We start from the raw sequence: 19,060 nt of genomic DNA on the forward strand, positions 1-19,060 counted from the left end.
TTTGGGGTTTGATTTAGAGTTCTTTTTCGGTTTGAACTGCTATTTTCCTGATAATTTCATCAAGTTCATTCGCTGAAGTTAAAATATTATCTAATATTTCTTCAACATTTTCAAGATCATTTTTATAGTTTATAAGTAAATCTACCAATCCCATCACTTTTGCCAGTGGTGCTCTTACAACATGAGATTGGGTCCAGGCAATTTCTTTCAACCTTTTATTGTGGTTTTCAATCGCGATTAAATATTGTTTTCTTTCAGTTATATCCTGCATAGAACCGATAATACGCTTTGGCTTATTATTATCGTCAAGTATAAGGTAGCTTCGATCTAAAATATATTTATAAGAATCGTCGGCACACTTAAACCTGTATTCTATAGTAAGATTTTTTATCCCCTCCTCCTGCATTCGTCTAGCAAGAGATTTTACGTTTTCATAATCATCAGGATGTATTTTACTATTCCACCACTTTCCAGAATATATTCCCTCCTCATTGTAATAACCAAAAAGTTCAGATGCAACCTCGCTAACTTTCATTTCATCTTTCTCAATATCATAATCGGTGATAAGATCGCTGGTCGCTTTCGCTACAATATCGTATCGCCTTAAACTATCCCTAAGCTCTTTCTCCTGTTCGATGAACTCAGTGATATCTCTGGAATTCATAACTATTCCTTTAATTGCCGGATCATCGCTAAGATTAGTAATAATCGTTTCAATCCATCTCCATTCATTTCTTGAATTTTTAATACGATATGATGGTAATTGTACTCTTTTCTGGGTTTTCAGCATGTTAATATGCTGAATTATATTCTTATAATCCTTTTCGTATATATAATCTTTAAGATTTGTGCCATTCATTTTTGAAGGCTTTAAACCGAAGACCGTTTTAGATGCCGGACTATTATATAAATATTTAAAGTTCTCATCCACGATAGAAATAACATCAGAACCTTCCTGAACAAGAGCTTTAAACCTTTTTTCGCTATGTAAGAGACGTTCTTCGGCTTTTATCCTGGCAGTGATATCCCGCACGAGTGAAATTCTAGCTAGCTGTCCGTTAAAGACCATAGGATTGCTATTCACATTTACAAAAATCCTATCTCCATTTTTTTTAACATGTTCCACCTTCACCTGAAAAAAGCTATCCGCATTTTCAGAAATAACAGGCTCAATCATCTCTTCCTGTTTTGGAGCCCAAAGATCTCTTACCGTCATCCTGGAAAATTCTTCAACACTGTATCCATAGAGCTCTACCGCGGCAATATTTACCTTTAAGAATCTTAATTTCTCTCTATCCAATACCCACATGGGAAGCGGACTAACATCAAAAAGATTTTTATAATTTTGTTCAGAATTTTTCAGTTTTCTCTGAACTTTCTTTCGTTCTGATATGTTTTCTGACAATTCCTGATGTACTGTTTTTAAAGGAGTAATGTCTGTTCCATAAATAAAAACAACATCTTCTTCAGTAAAATAGCGGGAGAATCGCCATGAAATCCATAAATAACCACCGTCTTTCTTTAAGCATCTCAGTTCGAAATCCAAACCATCTACAGAAATATTCTGAATTGCTTTATAAGTTTTATCGAGATCATCAGGGTGAATAAATTGAGTAAAGGGTTTAGTTAAAATTTCACATTCTGTAAAACCAAATTTCTCTACAAAGGAAGGATTGATTTTTTTCACGAAACCATCCATACCAATCACAGCAATAAGGTTAGGTGAAAACTGAAAAAAATCGTTTAATTGATCCTGACTTCTTTTTCTTTCGATCGCAGAGGCGATTTGCAAAGTAATATCTCCAATTACATCTAATTCTATTTTCTTAGTATCCTTGACAGATCCCAAACAAAATATAGAAATGAGATTCCCATGGAAATGTATAGGTATTCCTACTGCAGATTTTATAGACTTGTTATTTGCAAGGATCATATCTTTAAGCAAGCCTGTTTTCTCCTGCTCACGTAAAATTTTCACTTCACCAGAATCCCAAACCATACCTGGAAGACCCTCACCTATAGCGTACGAATTCTCGGGATTTATATTATTTGAAAGATCTTTATCGAGCGGCCAATAAGCTGTCCTTATCAACCTTTGATTATTTGCACTCACCTTATATGCTTCCCCATATTCAAAACCAAGATCTCTACAAAAGATTTTTAAAGTTTTGACCATAGCCTCATTAAATGTTGGCTTATCACCAAAAGCTTTTATAACCTGGAAAATTAATTCCTGTTTTTTATTATGCAGATAAGTTTGCGTAATATCCCTGGCAATCCCAACTAAACCAATAGTTTCATCAGCATTGTTCTTTAATGGCACTTTAGTAAGTAAGAGCATTTCCTGCTTACCTTCGATATTTGTGATTAGATCTGGGCGATTTATAACCGGTTTCCCGCTTTTCATAACCTGCTCATTATCCTCAATAATATCACTGGCTCTGTGTGGGTCAAAATAATCCCTGGGAGAATAACCTTTACTACTTTCATCTACAGATTGACCTAACATTTGCGTATAAAACTTCTTATTGGCTAAGATGGATTTATGCTCTTTATCCTTGACAAAAATATAATCTGGAATATTATCAATTATAGCACGAAGCATTTGACGCTCCTCACTTATTTTATTTTCGGTAAGTCTCTGTTGGGTGACATCTTTAGCAATTCCGTATACACCAATAATTTCGCCATTATAAGTAATAGGAAAGTTGCTTATATCCAAGGTTCTTCTTCCTCCCTTGGTACTCATAAATTTCGCCTGGTAAGTCTGAGATTCTCCTTTAATAGCTTTTGAGAAATGTTCCAAAACCTTGGCCTGATCTTCTTTCAGAATTAATGGAAGAAAATGCATTTTCAGTAACTCATCTATAGATGTTTCAGCAAGCCTTGCTGAGGCTGCATTAGCATTCACAAAATTACCCTCAAGATCGAAAGAGAAAACCGCATCGGGATTATTATAAAACAGATTAGAATATATCTGCCTTTTATACTCTAATTCCCTGGGAAGTGAGGATTTTGAAACAAATTCTTTTAAGGCTTTTTTTTCAATAAATACAGAGATCTGGTTAATCTCAGCATTGATATCCAGAACCGGAGAGAAATAATATTTCAGCTCTAAGTTGCATTCCTCATGGGTAATATTTAATTCCTGGAACCTACCTGTTCGGCATAAGCTTAATTTATCCTGAATTTCATTCTTTAGATACTCTGGAAAAAGATCAGAAAATTTCTCTCCAACAACTAATTGAATTTTATATAATTGTTTGAAGATATTTTCAGCAGCAATATTGTAAGCAAGTATTACCTGCTCATAAGAAAGAGTTATAAAAGCCTCCTGCTGAAAATTGGAAGTTTTCTTGTTCAAGTCGGGTGATAAAAGATTTAGGTACGCGGAAAGTACAAAAAATTAATTAGTTAGAAACTAAAAAATTGTTTTTGAAAAATTTAAACCTATTCCAAAATTAGAATTGTCATAAGACTTAATATCAGCTCCTATTTGGGCTTTTAAAATATAATCGGTATTAATTAACTCCAATTCAAGAAGAGTTGAGATGACTTCTCTGGTTTCAGAAAAAAAGGTTCCTTTCATACCATAATTTTTTCGATAACTCAAAAGAAATCGGTATGGAAATTCCTCAAAAGCTTTTCCTTTCAAGCCTAGATGATGAATAGTTAGTATGTTAGTTCCTATCCTAAACCTGGTATCTTCATTTAAAAGAATAAAAGGAACTCCTAGAATCTGATTTCTATAGGTCCATCCAGAGCGGTACAGATTATTATTAAAATAATTATCTGCTCCGTCTACTTCTGAACTAACTCTTCTTCTACTTTGATTTTTAGTATAATAAAATTCATACATAAAAGCTTTCAACCACGAACTACCCCAGAATGTATCACGGTTATCTTCAAAATAAACAGCATAACGACCATCAGGTAGGTTCCCCCCTTTCATTCCAGAAGCATCTTCAAAAATATGATTGTATAGAAATTGAAAATCAACGTCACGAATCTTTGTTTTAATCTTTAGCTCATAACTGCCAATTTGATTTCCCAGGGCATTAACTTCCTGTCCATCTGCAACATCATTTTCACTCGCCATTCCGGTAAATATTCTCGTGTAATCTTCAAAAGAACCAGGGAGTTCGCCGAATTCTTCAGAATAACCCGCCCATTGCACAAAATGCTGGCCTCCCAGAGAAATTTGAAAATTATTTTTACTCCTATAAACTATATGTCCGCTTTTATGATGCAAACGAGTTTCATCAATAAAGCGATCATCATCCATAATATATTCTTCCAAACTAAACATTACTCCTATTCCATGATCACCTTTCAGAAACAAGGGATCACGGGTAAAAAATCTAATGCCTGGTAAGGGAGATGCATTTAAAGACCATAAAATATTTTCATTAGACGCACTTAGATTTTGAAATAAATCCTTGCGTTGCTTTTTTCCTAAAACAATCCCGAATTTTGGTGAAGTATAGGCAAAGTATGCTTCATCAAGTTTAAATCCATCATCGTAACCATCTTTATAAAGTCCACCTAAGCCAAACTCAGCACTTCTCTCGCCGTCAAAATCTATGTTTGCTTTATAGGATAATAAGCCCGAAAAATGAGTTTTTTCATCAAGTCGACCTCTATAATTAGTGTGCATCCAGAATGGTGATTCCTTATCAGTAAAAAGTTGTGCTTCCCCTTCAAAATCCAAATTATAAGTCACCTGTCCACTCGAAGTATAAAGGAATAGCATAAAAAAAATAAAACTGAGGCAAAAATTTCTCATGTGTTTGATCTAGGAACCTTGCAAATATTACTAATAAGAATTAAAATTATGTAATTTTGAACAGCAAAATAGGAAAGATGTTATCAATATTTCGAAAGAGTACATATTTAGTGGATCTGTTAGAAGGTATAACCGATTTTCATAATCATATATTGCCCGGAATAGATGATGGAGCAAAAACGGTGCAGGAGTCTCTGGGATTAATCCAAGAATTTGAAAACATTGGAATACATAATTTTGTAGCGACCCCTCATATTATAGGAGAATATTATCCGAATACCCCTTTAACCATAGGAAAAGCATTTGATGAAATAAATCCTCATCTGCCAGGTTCCGTAAATCTCAGTTATGCTGCAGAATATATGATGGATCAGCATTTTGTAGATATAATTGAGAAACAAGACATATTACCCGTAACCAAAGCCAAAGTGCTGGTAGAAATGTCTTACTTTCAGCCTCCAATTAATCTAAATGAAATTTTATTTAAAATACAAAACCACTCATTCTCGCCAATCTTAGCTCATCCTGAAAGGTATGCTTACTGGCATTCCAAAGATTTGCAGAAGTATAAGGACATTAAATCCAGAGGTTGCGATCTTCAGTTAAATATGCTTTCTCTTTCTGGTCATTATGGGATTGGCATACAGAAAACTGCCTACAGTTTATTGGAAAATGATTTGATCGAGTATATCTCTAGCGATGTTCATAGATTAGATCATATTAACAAAATCAAGAAGATCAAATTATCAAAAAAGCATATCTCCTTATTAAATAGAATTATTGACAACAGTAAAGTATTATTTATTAATTAAACAGTCTTTTTTTCAAACGTTTCCATTTGCTTTCCTCATCAGCACCATAACCATAACCGTAGCCATATGAATAGCCATATTGAGCTCCATAAGAAAACTTAGAGTAATCTACATCATTCAGAATTACAGCAAGTCCTTTTAATTTGCCCTGTTTCTTAAGATCCTTTGGAAACTCTAGAAGGTTCTTTTCTGTAAAATCTGCTCTGGTAACATATAAGGTATAATCAGCGAGTTGACTAATTAATAGAGTGTCTGTAACGATCATAGCAGGCGCTGTATCCACTATTACATAATTATATTGTGAACGAGCTTGTTGAATTAGACTTTCCATTCTATCATTCATCAATAATTCAGCCGGGTTAGGAGGTATTGGACCAGAAAGTACTACATCTACTTCAATTCCATTTTCTTCAGTATTTGAAATTATATCAGAGGAGGTTATATCATAATCGTACAAATAATCTGATAAACCCTTTTCCTTTGATCCTTCTGTAGCTTTAGTATACCTATGAAGTTTAGGGTTACGTATATCAGCACCTATCAATAAGGTTTTTTTACTTGAACTTGCCAGAGTTCGAGCTAAATTATAGGACACGAAAGTTTTTCCTTCACCTTTAACTGTTGAAGTAACAAAAATTACATTTCCAATATTTTTATCCTTATTTTGAATTAAATACGCCAAATTTGTTCTCAAAATTCTAAAAGATTCTGCTAAGGGAGTTCTATCGTTTAAATGAATAACATCTGTTTGTCCAGTGGCTATTCTTGGCACTTCTCCTATAAATGGTACAGATTTAATCAAAGAAGCAAGATCTCCTTTATGGTGAACTTTAGTATCCAGTAGATTCTTTAAAAAAATAATTAAGATGGGGATAAGCAGACCTATTATAATTCCCCCAACTAAAATCAACCAAGGTTCAGGATCTACAGGATTATTTAACGTAAAGGCTTCATCAACTACTCTGGCAACAGAAGCAGTGGCCGCAAAAGATATTGCAGCTTCTTCTCTACGTTGTAAAAGAAATAAATATAGCTGTTCTTTTATTTGCTGTTGTCTTTCAATCCCACGCATTCCTTTTTCTAATCCCGGAAAATTACTAAAAGATCCCTGAGCTCTATTTTCTCTTTGATTTAATTCGCCAAGCCTAATATTGATTGACTGCCTTGTACTTACAATATTTTCAAATAAATTATTTCTCAAACTATCTATTTGATCTGAAATTGTAATTACAACGGGATTTTTCTCTGTTGAACTTTTTAAGTAAGCATTTCGCTCCATAACCAAAGCGTTATAGGAGTTTATAAGTCCAGAAATCCCACCCTGGTCCATTCCAACTTCTGGCAAGAAATCATACCGCCCTTGTTTACTTAATAGTTCTTCAATTGAATTTAGAACAACCTTTTGAGTTTCTAGCTCAAAGATTTCTTGCTCTGCTGCAGAGAATTTCGATTGAAATTGATTAGCTCCCGCTTCAACATTCATAATCTGATTTTCTCTTTTGAATTCTGCGATACCCACTTCAACAGAGTCCAGTTCAGATGTAATCATTTGCAGTCGATCCTGTATAAATTTTGTAGTATTTTCAGCTACCTCCTGCTTATCTTTAACGCCTTCTTCGTTAAAACGCTGCATGAGTTTATTTAAAAAGTCCTGTGCTTTTTCACTAGATTCACTTACAATACTTAATTGTAAAATATCTTTAGCCTGTCCTTTGGTTGATATAACGATACTATTGATTATTTGATTCGCAATATCCCTTACCGGACTTATTTTAATTTTAACAGTACTAATATTCTTGAAATAACCTTTCTCTTCACCTGATTTGGGTAATATTGTAAATTTTAGATTCTCAAAACTTATAATCTCACCAATTTTATGAACCTCAGAGTAACTCTCGTTTTGACCACTTTCTAACAAGAAATCAGTCTCTGATTTTGGAGTAATAAATAAATCTAAGTCTTTATTGTTTACAAGTGAATCTGGGCTTACGAATTCTATTAAAATTGGGCTAGATCTGTAGGCTTCAACAGTTATAACATTCCCCTCTATAAAATAGGAAACATTAAGGTTAAGTTCATCAATAACACTTTCAACTAACTGTTTTGATTTTAATTTTTCAATATGATTTTGTATTCCATCATCTGCCAAAGAGAAAACAGTACCACCTCCTGACGGTAATGCACTCATGGCATTATTTTCTTTTTCATCTACAATGAGCATAGTAGACTGTGTTCTGAATTTGGGAATGGTGTATCTATTATACAGGTATGCTAATAACCCCCCAAGTAATAAGCCAAATAAAATCCATTTCCAATATGCCAGATATTTAAATAATTCTGCTTTAAGATCAAAATTAGATTCCTCTTTTTCTTCATTAAAATCCTGAAGTTCTTCCATAGATTAAAGGCTATTTATAAGAAGGTACATACTTATAATCGTAGTTCCAATTGAAATTAATCCCTGATAACTGGTAAAAAAACCAGCAGATTTAACTGCCCTGTAGGTAGGTTCCACATACACTATATCATTCTGTTTTAGATAAAAATAAGGACTTGAAAATAAATCGGTCGTGGTCATATCAATCGTACCTATACTTTTCACCCCATCCACTTCTCTTATTACGGTAATATTTTCTCGTCTACCATCATAAGTAATACTTCCTACACTTGCCAACAGTTCAGGCATACTTATTCTTCCATCGGTAATTTGAACTCTTCCCGGACTACCAACTTCTCCAAGCACAGTGACACTAAAATTAACTATTCGGACATCCACTATGGGATTTTTTAGATAGACTTCTATTTCATTCTCCAGCTTTTTCTGGATTTCCGTTCTAGTTAATCCTTCTACTTTTATTTCACCTAGCACAGGAAAATTTATTGTTCCCCCAGGACTAACCAGATATCCGGTTAATGAAGCATCTTGATTTCCACCACCACCCTGTCCTTGCTGGCCTCCGGTTTTCATTTGAAAAGGAGCGACGATTTCTTCATTAATTGAAGAAGATGAAACATTTATTCTAAGAACATCATTCTTCTCAATTTCAGGCTCATAATCCAGAAGATTTTTCTGGCCTTCAAGAGCTTCCTTACCTTCATAAAAAAACACGATATCTTCTTTTGTGGCACAACTATTTAAACTTAGAGCTAATAGTATTAAACTAATGATTCTCTTCATAAATTATATTATTCTTTCTTTAATTCAGCTAAATTGTCCAACCTTTCATAAGAAGAGTTGTTACTTTTAAATTCAGGGATTAGTTCCTTTAATTTTGCCACCACCTTGTCGTTTTTCAGCTTACTGGCAGATTTAATGATTTTCTCGACCTTATCATTAATCATCTCGTAATCCCTTACTACTTCCTGACCAATCATTATTTTCTTATGATGCGTAGGCAAGGTTTTACATTCGTCATTAAGCAGCTCTTCATAAAGTTTTTCTCCAGGTCTTAAACCTGTGATCCTTACTTTAATATGTTTATTAGGTTGATAACCTGCAAGTTTTATCATTTTAATGGCTAAGTCCATGATCTTTACAGGTTCACCCATATCAAAAACAAATATTTCTCCTCCATTTCCCATAGCGCCAGCTTCCAGAACTAACTGGCAGGCTTCAGGAATGGTCATGAAGTATCTTATGATATCAGGATGGGTTATAGTTACAGGCCCTCCTGCTTCAATTTGCTTTTTAAATAAAGGAACGACGGAACCATTAGATCCTAAAACGTTACCAAATCTTGTGGTAATAAATTTAGTACCATTAGGATTGACCTTTATATTTTCATGATATAGAGATTGTACATACATTTCTGCAGTTCTCTTGGACGCACCCATTACATTACTTGGGTTTACCGCTTTGTCGGTGGAAACCATCACGAAATGTCCTACATGATACTTTACCGCTAAATCTGCAAGATTCTTTGTTCCCTGAATATTTACAAAAATTGCTTCGTGAGGATTACTTTCCATTAGGGGAACATGCTTGTAGGCAGCAGCATGATATACCACGTCGATATTCTGATTTTGAAACATCAGTTCTAAACGCTTTTGATTACCCACATCACAGATAATAGCCTTGAAGTTTAAATCTGGAAATTTTGATTCTATTTCCAATTGTAAATTATGAAGCGGTGTTTCCGCCTGATCCAGTATAATCAGCTTTTTAGGATTATATTCTGCTACCTGTCGTACGATTTCACTTCCTATTGAGCCAGCAGCGCCAGTAACTAAAATAGTTTTTCCGGTTAATTGATCAATTTTATTTTGTACTTCTAGCTGTATAGGTTCTCTTTCAAGAAGATCTTCAATTTGTAATGTTTTTACTTTCTTAGCAATGGGTTGATTTTCATCCCAGGATGATACCAGGGGTGCATTATAAACCGCTATATCATGTTCAAGACATTCCTCTACGAGTTTAAATTTTTCTTCAGGAGTAAAACTATTTTCTGAAAAGATAATAGCCTTGGCTCCAAGAGAATGTACTTCTTTATGAATCTTTTGAGTATGCTTTAATACTGGCTTATCTAAGATTCTTAACCTTTTGTGAGAATTTTGAGTTAGAAAACCGACAATTTTAAAACGTTTGGGATGTTCAATATCCAATGCCCCGGCTATAGATATCGCATTTTCATCTACTCCCAGAATGACAGCCTTAATTAAAGCTTCATTTTTTTGAACTATTTTAAAGTATTCATATACCTGCTTAACTCCTAGTCGGAATAAAAATAAAAGAGAAAAAGAGATCCAAAGATTAATCAGTAAGCCACCGATTAAAAATATTTTTTCGCCAATTATAAAATAGGTCGCATAATTAATAATCAGTAAACTTATAAACGACCCAATGGTCGCAAGTAAAAGTTTTAGGGCATCGATATTCGAGGAATATCGAATTATACCCGCATAGGTTTTAAAAATATAAAAGAAAACAACATGCGTGGCGATTATGATAATCCCTTTATCAAAGAAACTTAATAAAGTATATTGAAACGGAGATAAATCAAGTAAAATAAAGATGGTAAGAACTGTAGAAATAGTTACCAGCCCTATATCAATCAAAAATACCGCCCAACGAGGAAGATATTTTAAATTACGAATATCTAAAGCGTTGTCGGGACCGGTAAGAATATTCTCAAGGGCTCTGTTTATTCTACCCATAATTTTAAACTATATTTTTCAAACAGTTTAAGATTGCCTGCTCTATTCTGCTCCTATCATTATCAGAAAGGTTAGAGCCACTTGGCAAACATAAACCATTTTTGAACATCTCTTCGGCAATTCCCGTGCCGTAATACGGATATTTATTAAAAACTGGTTGCATATGCATAGGTTTCCATAGTGGTCGGCATTCAATATTTTCAGATTCCATGCACTTTCTCAAGTCCTCCCTATTTACTCCCCCTGTTTTGGTTTCATCAATATTAATAACACTTAACCAGTGATTACTGTGAAAATCATCGTTTGGTTCAGTAAATACCTTTATTCCGTCAATATCGCGGAATAAATTTACGTAAAATTGAAACATATTACGTCTGCCCTGTACTCTTTTATCCAGAACCTCCATTTGTCCCCTACCAATTCCTGCTGAAATATTACTCAATCGATAATTATAGCCAATCTCGCTATGCTGATAATGCGGTGCGTCATCCCTGGCCTGAGTGGCCAGAAAAATCGCTTTTTTCTTAGTTTCAGAATTTTTAGTGATCATCGCACCACCTCCGGAGGTTGTAATAATCTTATTTCCGTTAAAAGAAAGTATAGAAAAATCCCCGAAAGTTCCACATTTTCTACCTTTATAAGTACTCCCAAGAGATTCGGCACTATCCTCTATTATGGCAATACCATATTTATCAGCAATCGCTTTTATTTGATCTACCTTATAAGGCATTCCGTAGAGATGAACCGCAATAATCGCTTTAGGTTTCTTTCCTTTTGAAATTCTATCTTTAATAGCAATTTCCAGTTGATCCGGACAAATATTCAGAGTTTCCTCTTCACTATCAATAAAAATAGGAGTGGCACCCAGATAAACGATGGGATTAGCAGAGGCTGCAAAGGTCATGCTTTGACAAATTACTTCATCTCCTCTTTCCACACCAGATAAAATCAAAGCCAAATGTAAGGCGGCTGTGCCTGAACTCAATGCTGCTACTTCTAACGAACCAATTTCTTCAGACGTCAAATATTCTTTAATATCTGCTTCAAAACCGGTTACATTAGGACCTAAGGGAGCGATCCAGTTTTCTGCAAAAGCCTCGTTAATATATTTTAGCTCATTACCTCCCATGTGCGGGGATGAAAGCCATATTTTTTCGTTATTCATTTTTAATAGTATTAAACTTAATGACCTTTCCAGGAGTTCCAACAACCACTGCAAAATCTGGTATATCATTAATAATTACAGCTCCGGCACCAATAGTTACCCATTTTCCAATCTTAATTCCGGGAATTATAGTCGCAGCGGCTCCAATATGGCTACCTTCTCCAATTTTAACATTACCGGTTACCGTCGCTGATGGTGAAACATGAACATAATTATCAATAACAACATCATGCTCTATCACTGAGCCGGTATTAATAATACAATGCACTCCAATTTTTGAAGCAGAATTGATTACTGCATTTGGCATTATCACCGTACCTTTTCCAATTTCTGTATTTTCAGAAATAACAGCAGACTTATGAACCAGAGCCTCACAAAACAGCCTTTGAATTTTATTAGCGACCACCTTTCTTGTTAAATTATTTCCAATGGCAATAACAGCTATTTGATCGACCATCTCTTGAGTCAAATCATGAGTCACCTTAAAATCAAGAAGTTTATTTATAGACCTGTCGTCGTCAATTATAAAGTCTATAGAGTCATAATCCTGAGAAATGATAATATCTATTATTACCTTGGCATGACCACTAGCACCGTATATAATCATTAATTGTTTCCGTTAAATGGTTCTGTTGTTGCCATATTCTGTGTGTTTATTCCTTCTGATATCAATACTTTTTTTATTGTCTTAAATAATATTTTCAGGTCCAACCCAAAAGAAATATTTTCAACATACCAGATATCATATTCAAACTTTTGCGTCCAACTTATTGCATTTCTACCATTTACCTGTGCCCAGCCGGTAATACCAGGCCTAACTTCGTGTCTTCTCCCCTGTCTTTTTGAATATAATTTCAAATATTGTGGCAACAAGGGCCTCGGTCCAATAATGCTCATATCACCTTTTAAAACATTAAATAGCTGCGGGATTTCATCAATTGATGTCTTTCTAACAAATTTTCCTATCGTGGTCAATCTCAATTCATCAGATAAAGGTTCCCCATCTTTATCTACAGCATCGGTCATCGTTTTAAATTTAACAATTTTAAAGTTTTTACCGAATTTACCGGGTCGATTCTGAAAAAAGAAAGGTTTACCCTTATTTGCCAAGCTCAGTAAAATTGTAATTAGAATTAGTAACGGACTAAGGATAATCAAGCCGATAAGGGAGACAATAAAATCTGAAACTGGCTTAATAATCTTACTATACATTAACTAATTGTAAAAATGAACCTGATTTTAACTGCGGCCGCGAATTTAATCATGTTTATTTAGGGCTTCTAATTCTTTGTATTCTTTTAACAAATTTTCCCAAAATAGCCCGCGCTCATAATTCATTTGGATCAATTTACGTGCGTTTTGAGCTAATTTAGACCTTAGAACGGTATTTTCTATAATTTCTGACATTGAATTCAGCAAAGCGTTTCTATCTTTTACGGGGATAATCATACCGTTGATTCCTTCTTCGATTATCTCATTACATCCATTAATATCAGACACAATCGCAGGTAGTCCCATCGCATTGGCCTGCATAACCACGTTCGGGAATCCTTCCCGATAACTTGGAAATGCTAGCACATCTGAAATAGAAAAATAAGCCCTAACATCCTGTTGATAGCCAGTGGTGAAAATTTTTGGGTGAGATTTAATATTCTGGAAAACTTGGTGATCTAATGGATCTAATTCCTGTTCAAAAGGCCCCACCAATAATAAAGAAATATCAGGTTTACTTTTCTGAAGTTCTATAAACGATAAAACCAACTCGTTAATTCCTTTTTCAGAAACCAGACGCCCCACAAATATAAAAGTGAAGTCTTCCCGTGGGATTCCCAACTCACTTTTAAGTTTAAATTTTTCCTCCTGGTTAAATTGTGAGGGATCAAAGTAACCTGTATCTATGCCATTAGAGCTACCCTTCCCCAATACTTTTAATTTCTGTGGTTTTGCATAGCCATGGTCTACAATGATTTTTCTTAATTCAAAAGAGTTTGGATAAACCCGTGTAGCAAGCCTATAGGTAAAAGCCTCTACCCAATCCAGAATTTTTCTTTTATTCCCCTTAGTTTCAAGCAAGGGAAGACCGGCAACAGTATGCAGTCTAATGGGAACACCCGCTAGTTTTCCAGCTAATATGCCTACAATACCAGCTTTTGGAGTATGCGTGTGTACAATAAGTGGCTTTTCCTGCTTAAAGAACCTGTAAAGCTTCACTAATGCCTTAATATCCTCTAAAGGCGTAATAGCCCTGGTCATTTCAACCCAGAAAGTTCGAACTTTATTATTGGTCCCGTATTGAGCTAACCTCTCCTTTTCTGCGGAAACGGCAATAACCTCATAATACTGATTCATGAATGTTAACTGACCTTCTAAAAGTTTCTCTAAAGAGAGAGGAATGGTGGTAATCCTGACTAATTTCTGCACTAATTTAGAATGGTTTTTGCTGGCAAATTTAAAGTTTTAAGTTTGGAAAAAATTCCATTTCGATAAATATAAATATTATATTTTAAATGCTTTATTTGAAGCGGAAAGGCTTAATCTTTCTAATTTCATTTTTACTTCATTAGATTTCTCATAAGCCAGGAAATAGCAGATCACAAAAAACATAAAATACATAATCATAGTTTTCTGTCTAATCATTATTCCCAGATTTGACATTATAAAGGTCATCGCAAAAGAAGTAAGAATAAAAATCATTAGACATGATTTAACCTGAGAAGGAGCATTCTTCCAGAATTTAAAGAAATTTAATCTTAGAATTTTTCCGAAGAGAAGTAAATATATAAGATTTTCAATAGAAACAATAACTCCTAAAATCCCCGGTGCATCTATAAATAAGGGTCTAAACCAAAACGTGAATATTTTTTCCGGTAAGCTATAACCGGCCATATTCACTCCCGAAGTTGCCGAACTCAAATCTTCTGATCTAGTCTTAGAGAAAGAAAGAAAATCTGAGATCATGTTGCTGGATTGATCCAAACTAACCACTGCTAAAATTTTATCCTGTAAAACAAAAAGGCATAATAATATTATTCCCGCAGCGTATATTTTTTTCCTTTTAGAAATAAGATTCTTTCCGAAGAACAATCCATATAAGGATCCAACAGAAATCAATAGGAACATATGGGGTCTTACAGAAAATATTAAAACAGAAGCTATAATTAATCCCCATTTTCTTCGAAATGGCTTAGCAAATGAAAATACAAAAAGCATAAGTCCGAAGAAAATTAATGGTCCTTTTCCTAAGGAAGCCGTCCAGAAATGCATATTTGGCAAGAATAGGATCAATGCCAGCAAATTAACCTTCCTGAACACCCTTACCTTTTGTGGTATATTTTCTTTAAAGAATAAGAATCCAAAAACGAATCTCCAAAAACCTATCCAGGTAAACGATAGCATCATTATCTCGTAGGTAAATCCAAAATACTGGATAAATGGATATGCGAAAAAATCTATAAAAGATGTTTCTAAGCCGAAAATATCCAGCCAGCAACCCTGAAATTCTGAAACCCTTTGGAAATATTGAACGCTATCTGATGGATTGTTGAGAGCGAACAGTAGTAGATTATTCCGAATATGAGATGGTAGAAGAAAAGACAATTGACTTTTCTAGAATTCTCCTTCAATTGTTTCGATCCAATCAAATTGTAAATACTTTGATTTAAGTCGAATAATAAAGGAATTAAAATTAAGCTATCAAGAATTTTTAATATTAAATCTATTTCCAAAATAAATAATTTACCTTACAAAGTTCAAAAATTCTGTCTTAGCAACATTAACTATTGCAAACCTGATGAAGGCGCGCAATCAGTAACGAATCTTTAATGTTTTGAAATTTCAATAACTGTTGATATATACAATTTTTATTTATAACTGTGGATTTTATTCCTAACGATAAATAATCGTCTAATAAAATGGAATTTTTCGAGTTTAGGTTAATAGTAAACACTTAAACAGAATTTTTAAGTATTTTTGAATCAGAAATGTGAAGCATATAAATGACTTTTGAAGAATTCCAGAGAAAATTTCAAAGAATTGAAGTAGAAGAAGTTGATAATTGTGTTGCAGCTGAAATTATGGTATCTGTTTGTATTCAAACTTACAATCAGGAAAACTATATTTCACAATGTCTTGAAAGTATTTTGAGCCAAAAAACTTCTTTTAAAATTGAGATTTTAATTGGTGAAGACTCCTCTAGCGATAATACTAGAGAAATTTGTATTGAATATGCGAAGAAGTACCCAGATAAAATTAGACTTTTTCTTCATCATAGGGCTAATAACATACTTGTTCAGGGAAGAAATACTGGACTTTTCAATTCTTTTTTCAATGTTTTCTCTTCAAAAGGAAAATATATTGCGTATTGTGACGGAGATGACTACTGGACTGATGAATTAAAATTAGAAAAGCAAGTTAGCTTTTTAGAGAATAATGCTAATTATTCCCTTTGTTACCATGATGTAAGTACTATAGATGAGAATGGGGAAAAAATTTTTAAAACATATTTTGAGGAAGTAAAGAGAGATTTCAATTCAGAAGATCTAAAAAGGGTATTAGTACAACCTCCAATTTCTACCTGGTGCTTTAGAAATATTATTAATGAAATTCCTTTTGAAATGACACAAACCATTAATGCTGATAATTTCTGGATAAGTCTGTTAGGTTTTCATGGTGCCGGTAAATATTTAAATTCAATAAAACCGTCTTTTTATAGAATACATTCTAAAGGGATTTGGAGTTTAATTGATAGAGAGGCTCAAATAATTTCCAAGAGAAGGACTTATGAACTCTTATCTAAGTTTTACCAGGAAAGAGACGATAAAGAATTAAGTGATTTTTTTAAAAACAGGTCTCTTAAATTTCTAAAAATGCTAATTTTTGGCCGAATAAAGAAACTTAATTTTCAATACGTCCTGATAAATATTCCAAAGTATTTGCGATTAAAATACCAAAAATCACAAATTTAGGAAAGTTCGGTGCATTGATCGTCCATACTAAATGAATTAAAGCCATGTCTATTTTTTAGAAATTTAAAGTGATTTAATATAATTTCTAAATCCTCAATATTCTTTATAGAGTTTTCACCAAAGTTGTGCGGATGCCACCATAAGTGATAAATTTCTCCACCAATAGCAGCTTTTTCCATCTCAGATAGTATTCTCTTCATCCTCAATTTATTTAAATTCATATTGCTTCCATGAGGCCTCAAAAATCTACTCGCCTTTTGTAGATTATACCCATCTGAATGACTTTGAAGAATTGCGCTTTTATAGGACTTATCATGAATTCCCAGGTAAGCATCTCCAGTTCTGAAAACTTTTTGAATCAAATTATTTTTCTCGGTATTTTTCCAATACCAATTATCTGGATTTGTACGGATATTTTCTAAACCAAATTCAGTGCATACCTTAAGGTAATCTGGATTGAATTGATTTCTAGGAAATACTAAAGATTTTAAATTTACGTCAAATTTTGATGATAGCTCCTTAGCCTTTTTAAGATCTTCCCCAAACTGACTGATAGTCTGCCCATTCTCCAAACAGTAATAATGAGAATAAGTATGCGTAGCCATTTCCTGGTCTTTGGTTGATATAATTTCTCTAATTAATTCAGGAGCAAAACATAGATTCTCAGTATCCTTATTTTGAATAGAATTCCCGAAATTATATGCACATAACTTTTTATTAGAATAAGTTGGTATTTCTTCTGGAATATTACTATTCCATTCATCCCAATCACTATTAAATAACATCCCTACCGTCGCCCAGGTAGCTTTAATATCATTCCGTTCGAACTGCTTGAGTATTTCGGCAATGATTTCCCGGGTATTAGAGAAGTACGCTCTTTTATCTTCCAAATTCACTTTATCAAAAACTCCCCATAATAACTCAAAATCAAGAGAAATCACCAAGCCGCCGGTATCTTTAGACATCGAAATTTAATTTAAGTATAACTAATTTGGTTTTTTAAAGCATTTTCCTTTTTCCTTCTAAGGGCCATTATTTTGTCATATTTCTCCTGTGCGAGGAAGTAATAAATCACGAAAAACAAGAAATACATTACCATCGATTTTTGTCGCATTATAATTCCCAAATTAGACATAATGAAAGTCATTGCTAAGGAAGAAAGAAAAAACACAGTGAGACTCATTTTCACCACAATTGTAGATTTTTTTAAAAATTTAAAAAATGATTTCCTGCAAATTTTTAAAAATAGAATTAGATAGATTAAATTTTCTACGGAAACAATAAGTCCAAAAATACCTGGAGCATCAAAAAAAAGTGGTCTGAACCAAAATGTGAATAATTTTAAAGGTAAAGGATACGATGACATATCTACTCCTGAACCTGAGCTGGATAAATCATCAGACCTATCTTCTGAAAAACTTTCAAAATCGGAAACAAGATCGTCAGAGCCCTGAAGACCAGCAACACCAAGAATTGCATCTTGCGCTAAAACCAGACCTCCAATCATGGCGACGTACACCATTGCTTTCTTCCAAAAACTAATTTTCTCTTTACCAGTCATAAATCCTAACACGGCTCCTATGGCCACGAATAAGAAAACATGAGGACGAATTTGATAAATAATAATCGAAGAAAAAATAAGGGTGAAAATTCTCGCTTTTGGTTTATTTATGGCGTATGCAAAAATCATTAAACCCATAAATATAGGAGCTCCTTTGCCTAATGAAGCTGTCCAAAAATGCATATTCGGTAGAAAGAGTACTAGTGTTAAAAAATCAATGTTTTTGAAAACATTGATCTTAATAGGAATATTTTCCCTGAAAAATAAATATGCATATACAAATCCAATATATCCAAACCATGCATACAAAACCATCATCATTTCATAATTGAAATTCAGAATATTTACAAAAGGCCAGGATAAAAAATTAATAAAAGTTGTGCTTGTTCCAAAATGATCAAACCATTGCATATTTGGATCCTGAGGATGCTCGAAATAGGCCTTAGAGTCTGAGTTATTTGAAAGAGCATATACATAATAAACTATGAAGAAAAAAATATGATAGAAATAAAGAATATTCATCAATTTCTTAGAGAAAAAAGGGTGCTTTGATTCAAGCCCTGAAAAAAGAGCCTGATTAATTATGAACAGTAAGAAAATAATAAATATAGCTCCTAT

The 19,060-nt window shown here is 33.6% G+C and carries 14 protein-coding genes; 2 read left to right on the forward strand and 12 right to left on the reverse strand.

What is annotated here, in order from left to right; genetic code table 11:
* Positions 1-13 precede the first annotated feature (13 nt).
* Both LGQ90_RS04905 and LGQ90_RS04910 read right to left on the reverse strand, forming a co-directional pair.
* The gene (locus LGQ90_RS04905) at positions 14-3,364 is read right to left on the reverse strand and encodes a PAS domain S-box protein (RefSeq protein ID WP_229338758.1); all 3,351 of its coding nucleotides are present in this window, start codon (positions 3,362-3,364) and stop codon (positions 14-16) included.
* A 57-nt stretch (positions 3,365-3,421) separates the two neighbouring features.
* Positions 3,422-4,786, reverse strand: a complete 1,365-nt coding sequence (locus LGQ90_RS04910; RefSeq protein WP_229338760.1) for a capsule assembly Wzi family protein — start codon at positions 4,784-4,786, stop codon at positions 3,422-3,424.
* 77 nt (positions 4,787-4,863) lie between these two features.
* Here LGQ90_RS04910 and LGQ90_RS04915 point away from each other — a divergent pair, with 77 nt between their 5' ends.
* The gene (locus LGQ90_RS04915) at positions 4,864-5,598 is read left to right on the forward strand and encodes a tyrosine-protein phosphatase (protein WP_229338762.1); all 735 of its coding nucleotides are present in this window, start codon (positions 4,864-4,866) and stop codon (positions 5,596-5,598) included.
* Here LGQ90_RS04915 and LGQ90_RS04920 read toward each other — a convergent pair.
* The 8 genes from LGQ90_RS04920 to LGQ90_RS04955 all read right to left on the reverse strand — a co-directional run bounded on the left by LGQ90_RS04920 (position 5,591) and on the right by LGQ90_RS04955 (position 15,514).
* On the reverse strand, positions 5,591-7,996 hold the full coding sequence (locus LGQ90_RS04920) for an exopolysaccharide transport family protein (protein ID WP_229338764.1): 2,406 nt from the start codon (positions 7,994-7,996) through the stop codon (positions 5,591-5,593). The genes LGQ90_RS04915 and LGQ90_RS04920 overlap by 8 nt on opposite strands.
* A gap of 3 nt (positions 7,997-7,999) precedes the next feature.
* A complete protein-coding gene (locus tag LGQ90_RS04925; protein WP_229338766.1) occupies positions 8,000-8,776 on the reverse strand; it encodes a polysaccharide biosynthesis/export family protein in 777 nt (258 codons plus the stop codon).
* Positions 8,777-8,784: 8 nt separating this feature from the next.
* Positions 8,785-10,752, reverse strand: coding sequence for a polysaccharide biosynthesis protein (locus LGQ90_RS04930; protein WP_229338768.1), 1,968 nt, complete (start codon positions 10,750-10,752; stop codon positions 8,785-8,787).
* A 4-nt stretch (positions 10,753-10,756) separates the two neighbouring features.
* Complete coding sequence (locus tag LGQ90_RS04935) at positions 10,757-11,917, reverse strand: DegT/DnrJ/EryC1/StrS family aminotransferase (protein WP_229338770.1); 1,161 nt, start codon at positions 11,915-11,917, stop codon at positions 10,757-10,759.
* Positions 11,910-12,524 carry an acetyltransferase gene (locus LGQ90_RS04940; protein WP_229338772.1) on the reverse strand — a complete coding sequence of 205 codons (615 nt, stop codon included), beginning with the start codon at positions 12,522-12,524 and terminating at the stop codon, positions 11,910-11,912. The genes LGQ90_RS04935 and LGQ90_RS04940 overlap by 8 nt, the downstream gene beginning before the upstream one ends.
* Positions 12,524-13,129, reverse strand: coding sequence for a sugar transferase (locus tag LGQ90_RS04945; RefSeq protein WP_229338774.1), 606 nt, complete (start codon positions 13,127-13,129; stop codon positions 12,524-12,526). Before LGQ90_RS04945 ends, LGQ90_RS04940 begins: the two co-directional genes overlap by 1 nt.
* 45 nt (positions 13,130-13,174) lie before the next feature.
* On the reverse strand, positions 13,175-14,338 hold the full coding sequence (locus LGQ90_RS04950) for a glycosyltransferase family 4 protein (protein ID WP_229338776.1): 1,164 nt from the start codon (positions 14,336-14,338) through the stop codon (positions 13,175-13,177).
* 75 nt (positions 14,339-14,413) lie between these two features.
* Entirely contained in the window at positions 14,414-15,514 is a 1,101-nt protein-coding gene (locus LGQ90_RS04955; RefSeq protein WP_229338778.1) for a hypothetical protein, read from the reverse strand.
* 398 nt (positions 15,515-15,912) lie between these two features.
* Here LGQ90_RS04955 and LGQ90_RS04960 point away from each other — a divergent pair, with 398 nt between their 5' ends.
* The gene (locus LGQ90_RS04960; RefSeq protein ID WP_229338780.1) at positions 15,913-16,881 is read left to right on the forward strand and encodes a glycosyltransferase; all 969 of its coding nucleotides are present in this window, start codon (positions 15,913-15,915) and stop codon (positions 16,879-16,881) included.
* Here LGQ90_RS04960 and LGQ90_RS04965 read toward each other — a convergent pair.
* Both LGQ90_RS04965 and LGQ90_RS04970 read right to left on the reverse strand, forming a co-directional pair.
* Entirely contained in the window at positions 16,878-17,846 is a 969-nt protein-coding gene (locus LGQ90_RS04965) for a polysaccharide deacetylase family protein (RefSeq protein WP_229338782.1), read from the reverse strand. The genes LGQ90_RS04960 and LGQ90_RS04965 overlap by 4 nt on opposite strands.
* 11 nt (positions 17,847-17,857) lie before the next feature.
* Positions 17,858-18,760: a hypothetical protein gene (locus LGQ90_RS04970; protein WP_229338784.1), complete on the reverse strand. Its 903-nt coding sequence runs from the start codon at positions 18,758-18,760 to the stop codon at positions 17,858-17,860.
* Positions 18,761-19,060: the final 300 nt, after the last annotated feature.

The organism is Christiangramia sediminis, assembly GCF_020552705.1.
Lineage (GTDB): Bacteria > Bacteroidota > Bacteroidia > Flavobacteriales > Flavobacteriaceae > Christiangramia > Christiangramia sediminis.

Coding starts and splice junctions, on each gene's coding strand:
- LGQ90_RS04910 (WP_229338760.1), bottom strand. CDS start 4,786: ATGAGAAATTTTTGCCTCAGTTTTATTTTTTTTATGCTATTCCTTTAT.
- LGQ90_RS04915 (WP_229338762.1), top strand. CDS start 4,864: ATGTTATCAATATTTCGAAAGAGTACATATTTAGTGGATCTGTTAGAA.
- LGQ90_RS04920 (WP_229338764.1), bottom strand. CDS start 7,996: ATGGAAGAACTTCAGGATTTTAATGAAGAAAAAGAGGAATCTAATTTT.
- LGQ90_RS04925 (WP_229338766.1), bottom strand. CDS start 8,776: ATGAAGAGAATCATTAGTTTAATACTATTAGCTCTAAGTTTAAATAGT.
- LGQ90_RS04930 (WP_229338768.1), bottom strand. CDS start 10,752: ATGGGTAGAATAAACAGAGCCCTTGAGAATATTCTTACCGGTCCCGAC.
- LGQ90_RS04935 (WP_229338770.1), bottom strand. CDS start 11,917: ATGAATAACGAAAAAATATGGCTTTCATCCCCGCACATGGGAGGTAAT.
- LGQ90_RS04940 (WP_229338772.1), bottom strand. CDS start 12,524: ATGATTATATACGGTGCTAGTGGTCATGCCAAGGTAATAATAGATATT.
- LGQ90_RS04945 (WP_229338774.1), bottom strand. CDS start 13,129: ATGTATAGTAAGATTATTAAGCCAGTTTCAGATTTTATTGTCTCCCTT.
- LGQ90_RS04960 (WP_229338780.1), top strand. CDS start 15,913: ATGACTTTTGAAGAATTCCAGAGAAAATTTCAAAGAATTGAAGTAGAA.
- LGQ90_RS04965 (WP_229338782.1), bottom strand. CDS start 17,846: ATGTCTAAAGATACCGGCGGCTTGGTGATTTCTCTTGATTTTGAGTTA.
- LGQ90_RS04970 (WP_229338784.1), bottom strand. CDS start 18,760: ATGATGGTTTTGTATGCATGGTTTGGATATATTGGATTTGTATATGCA.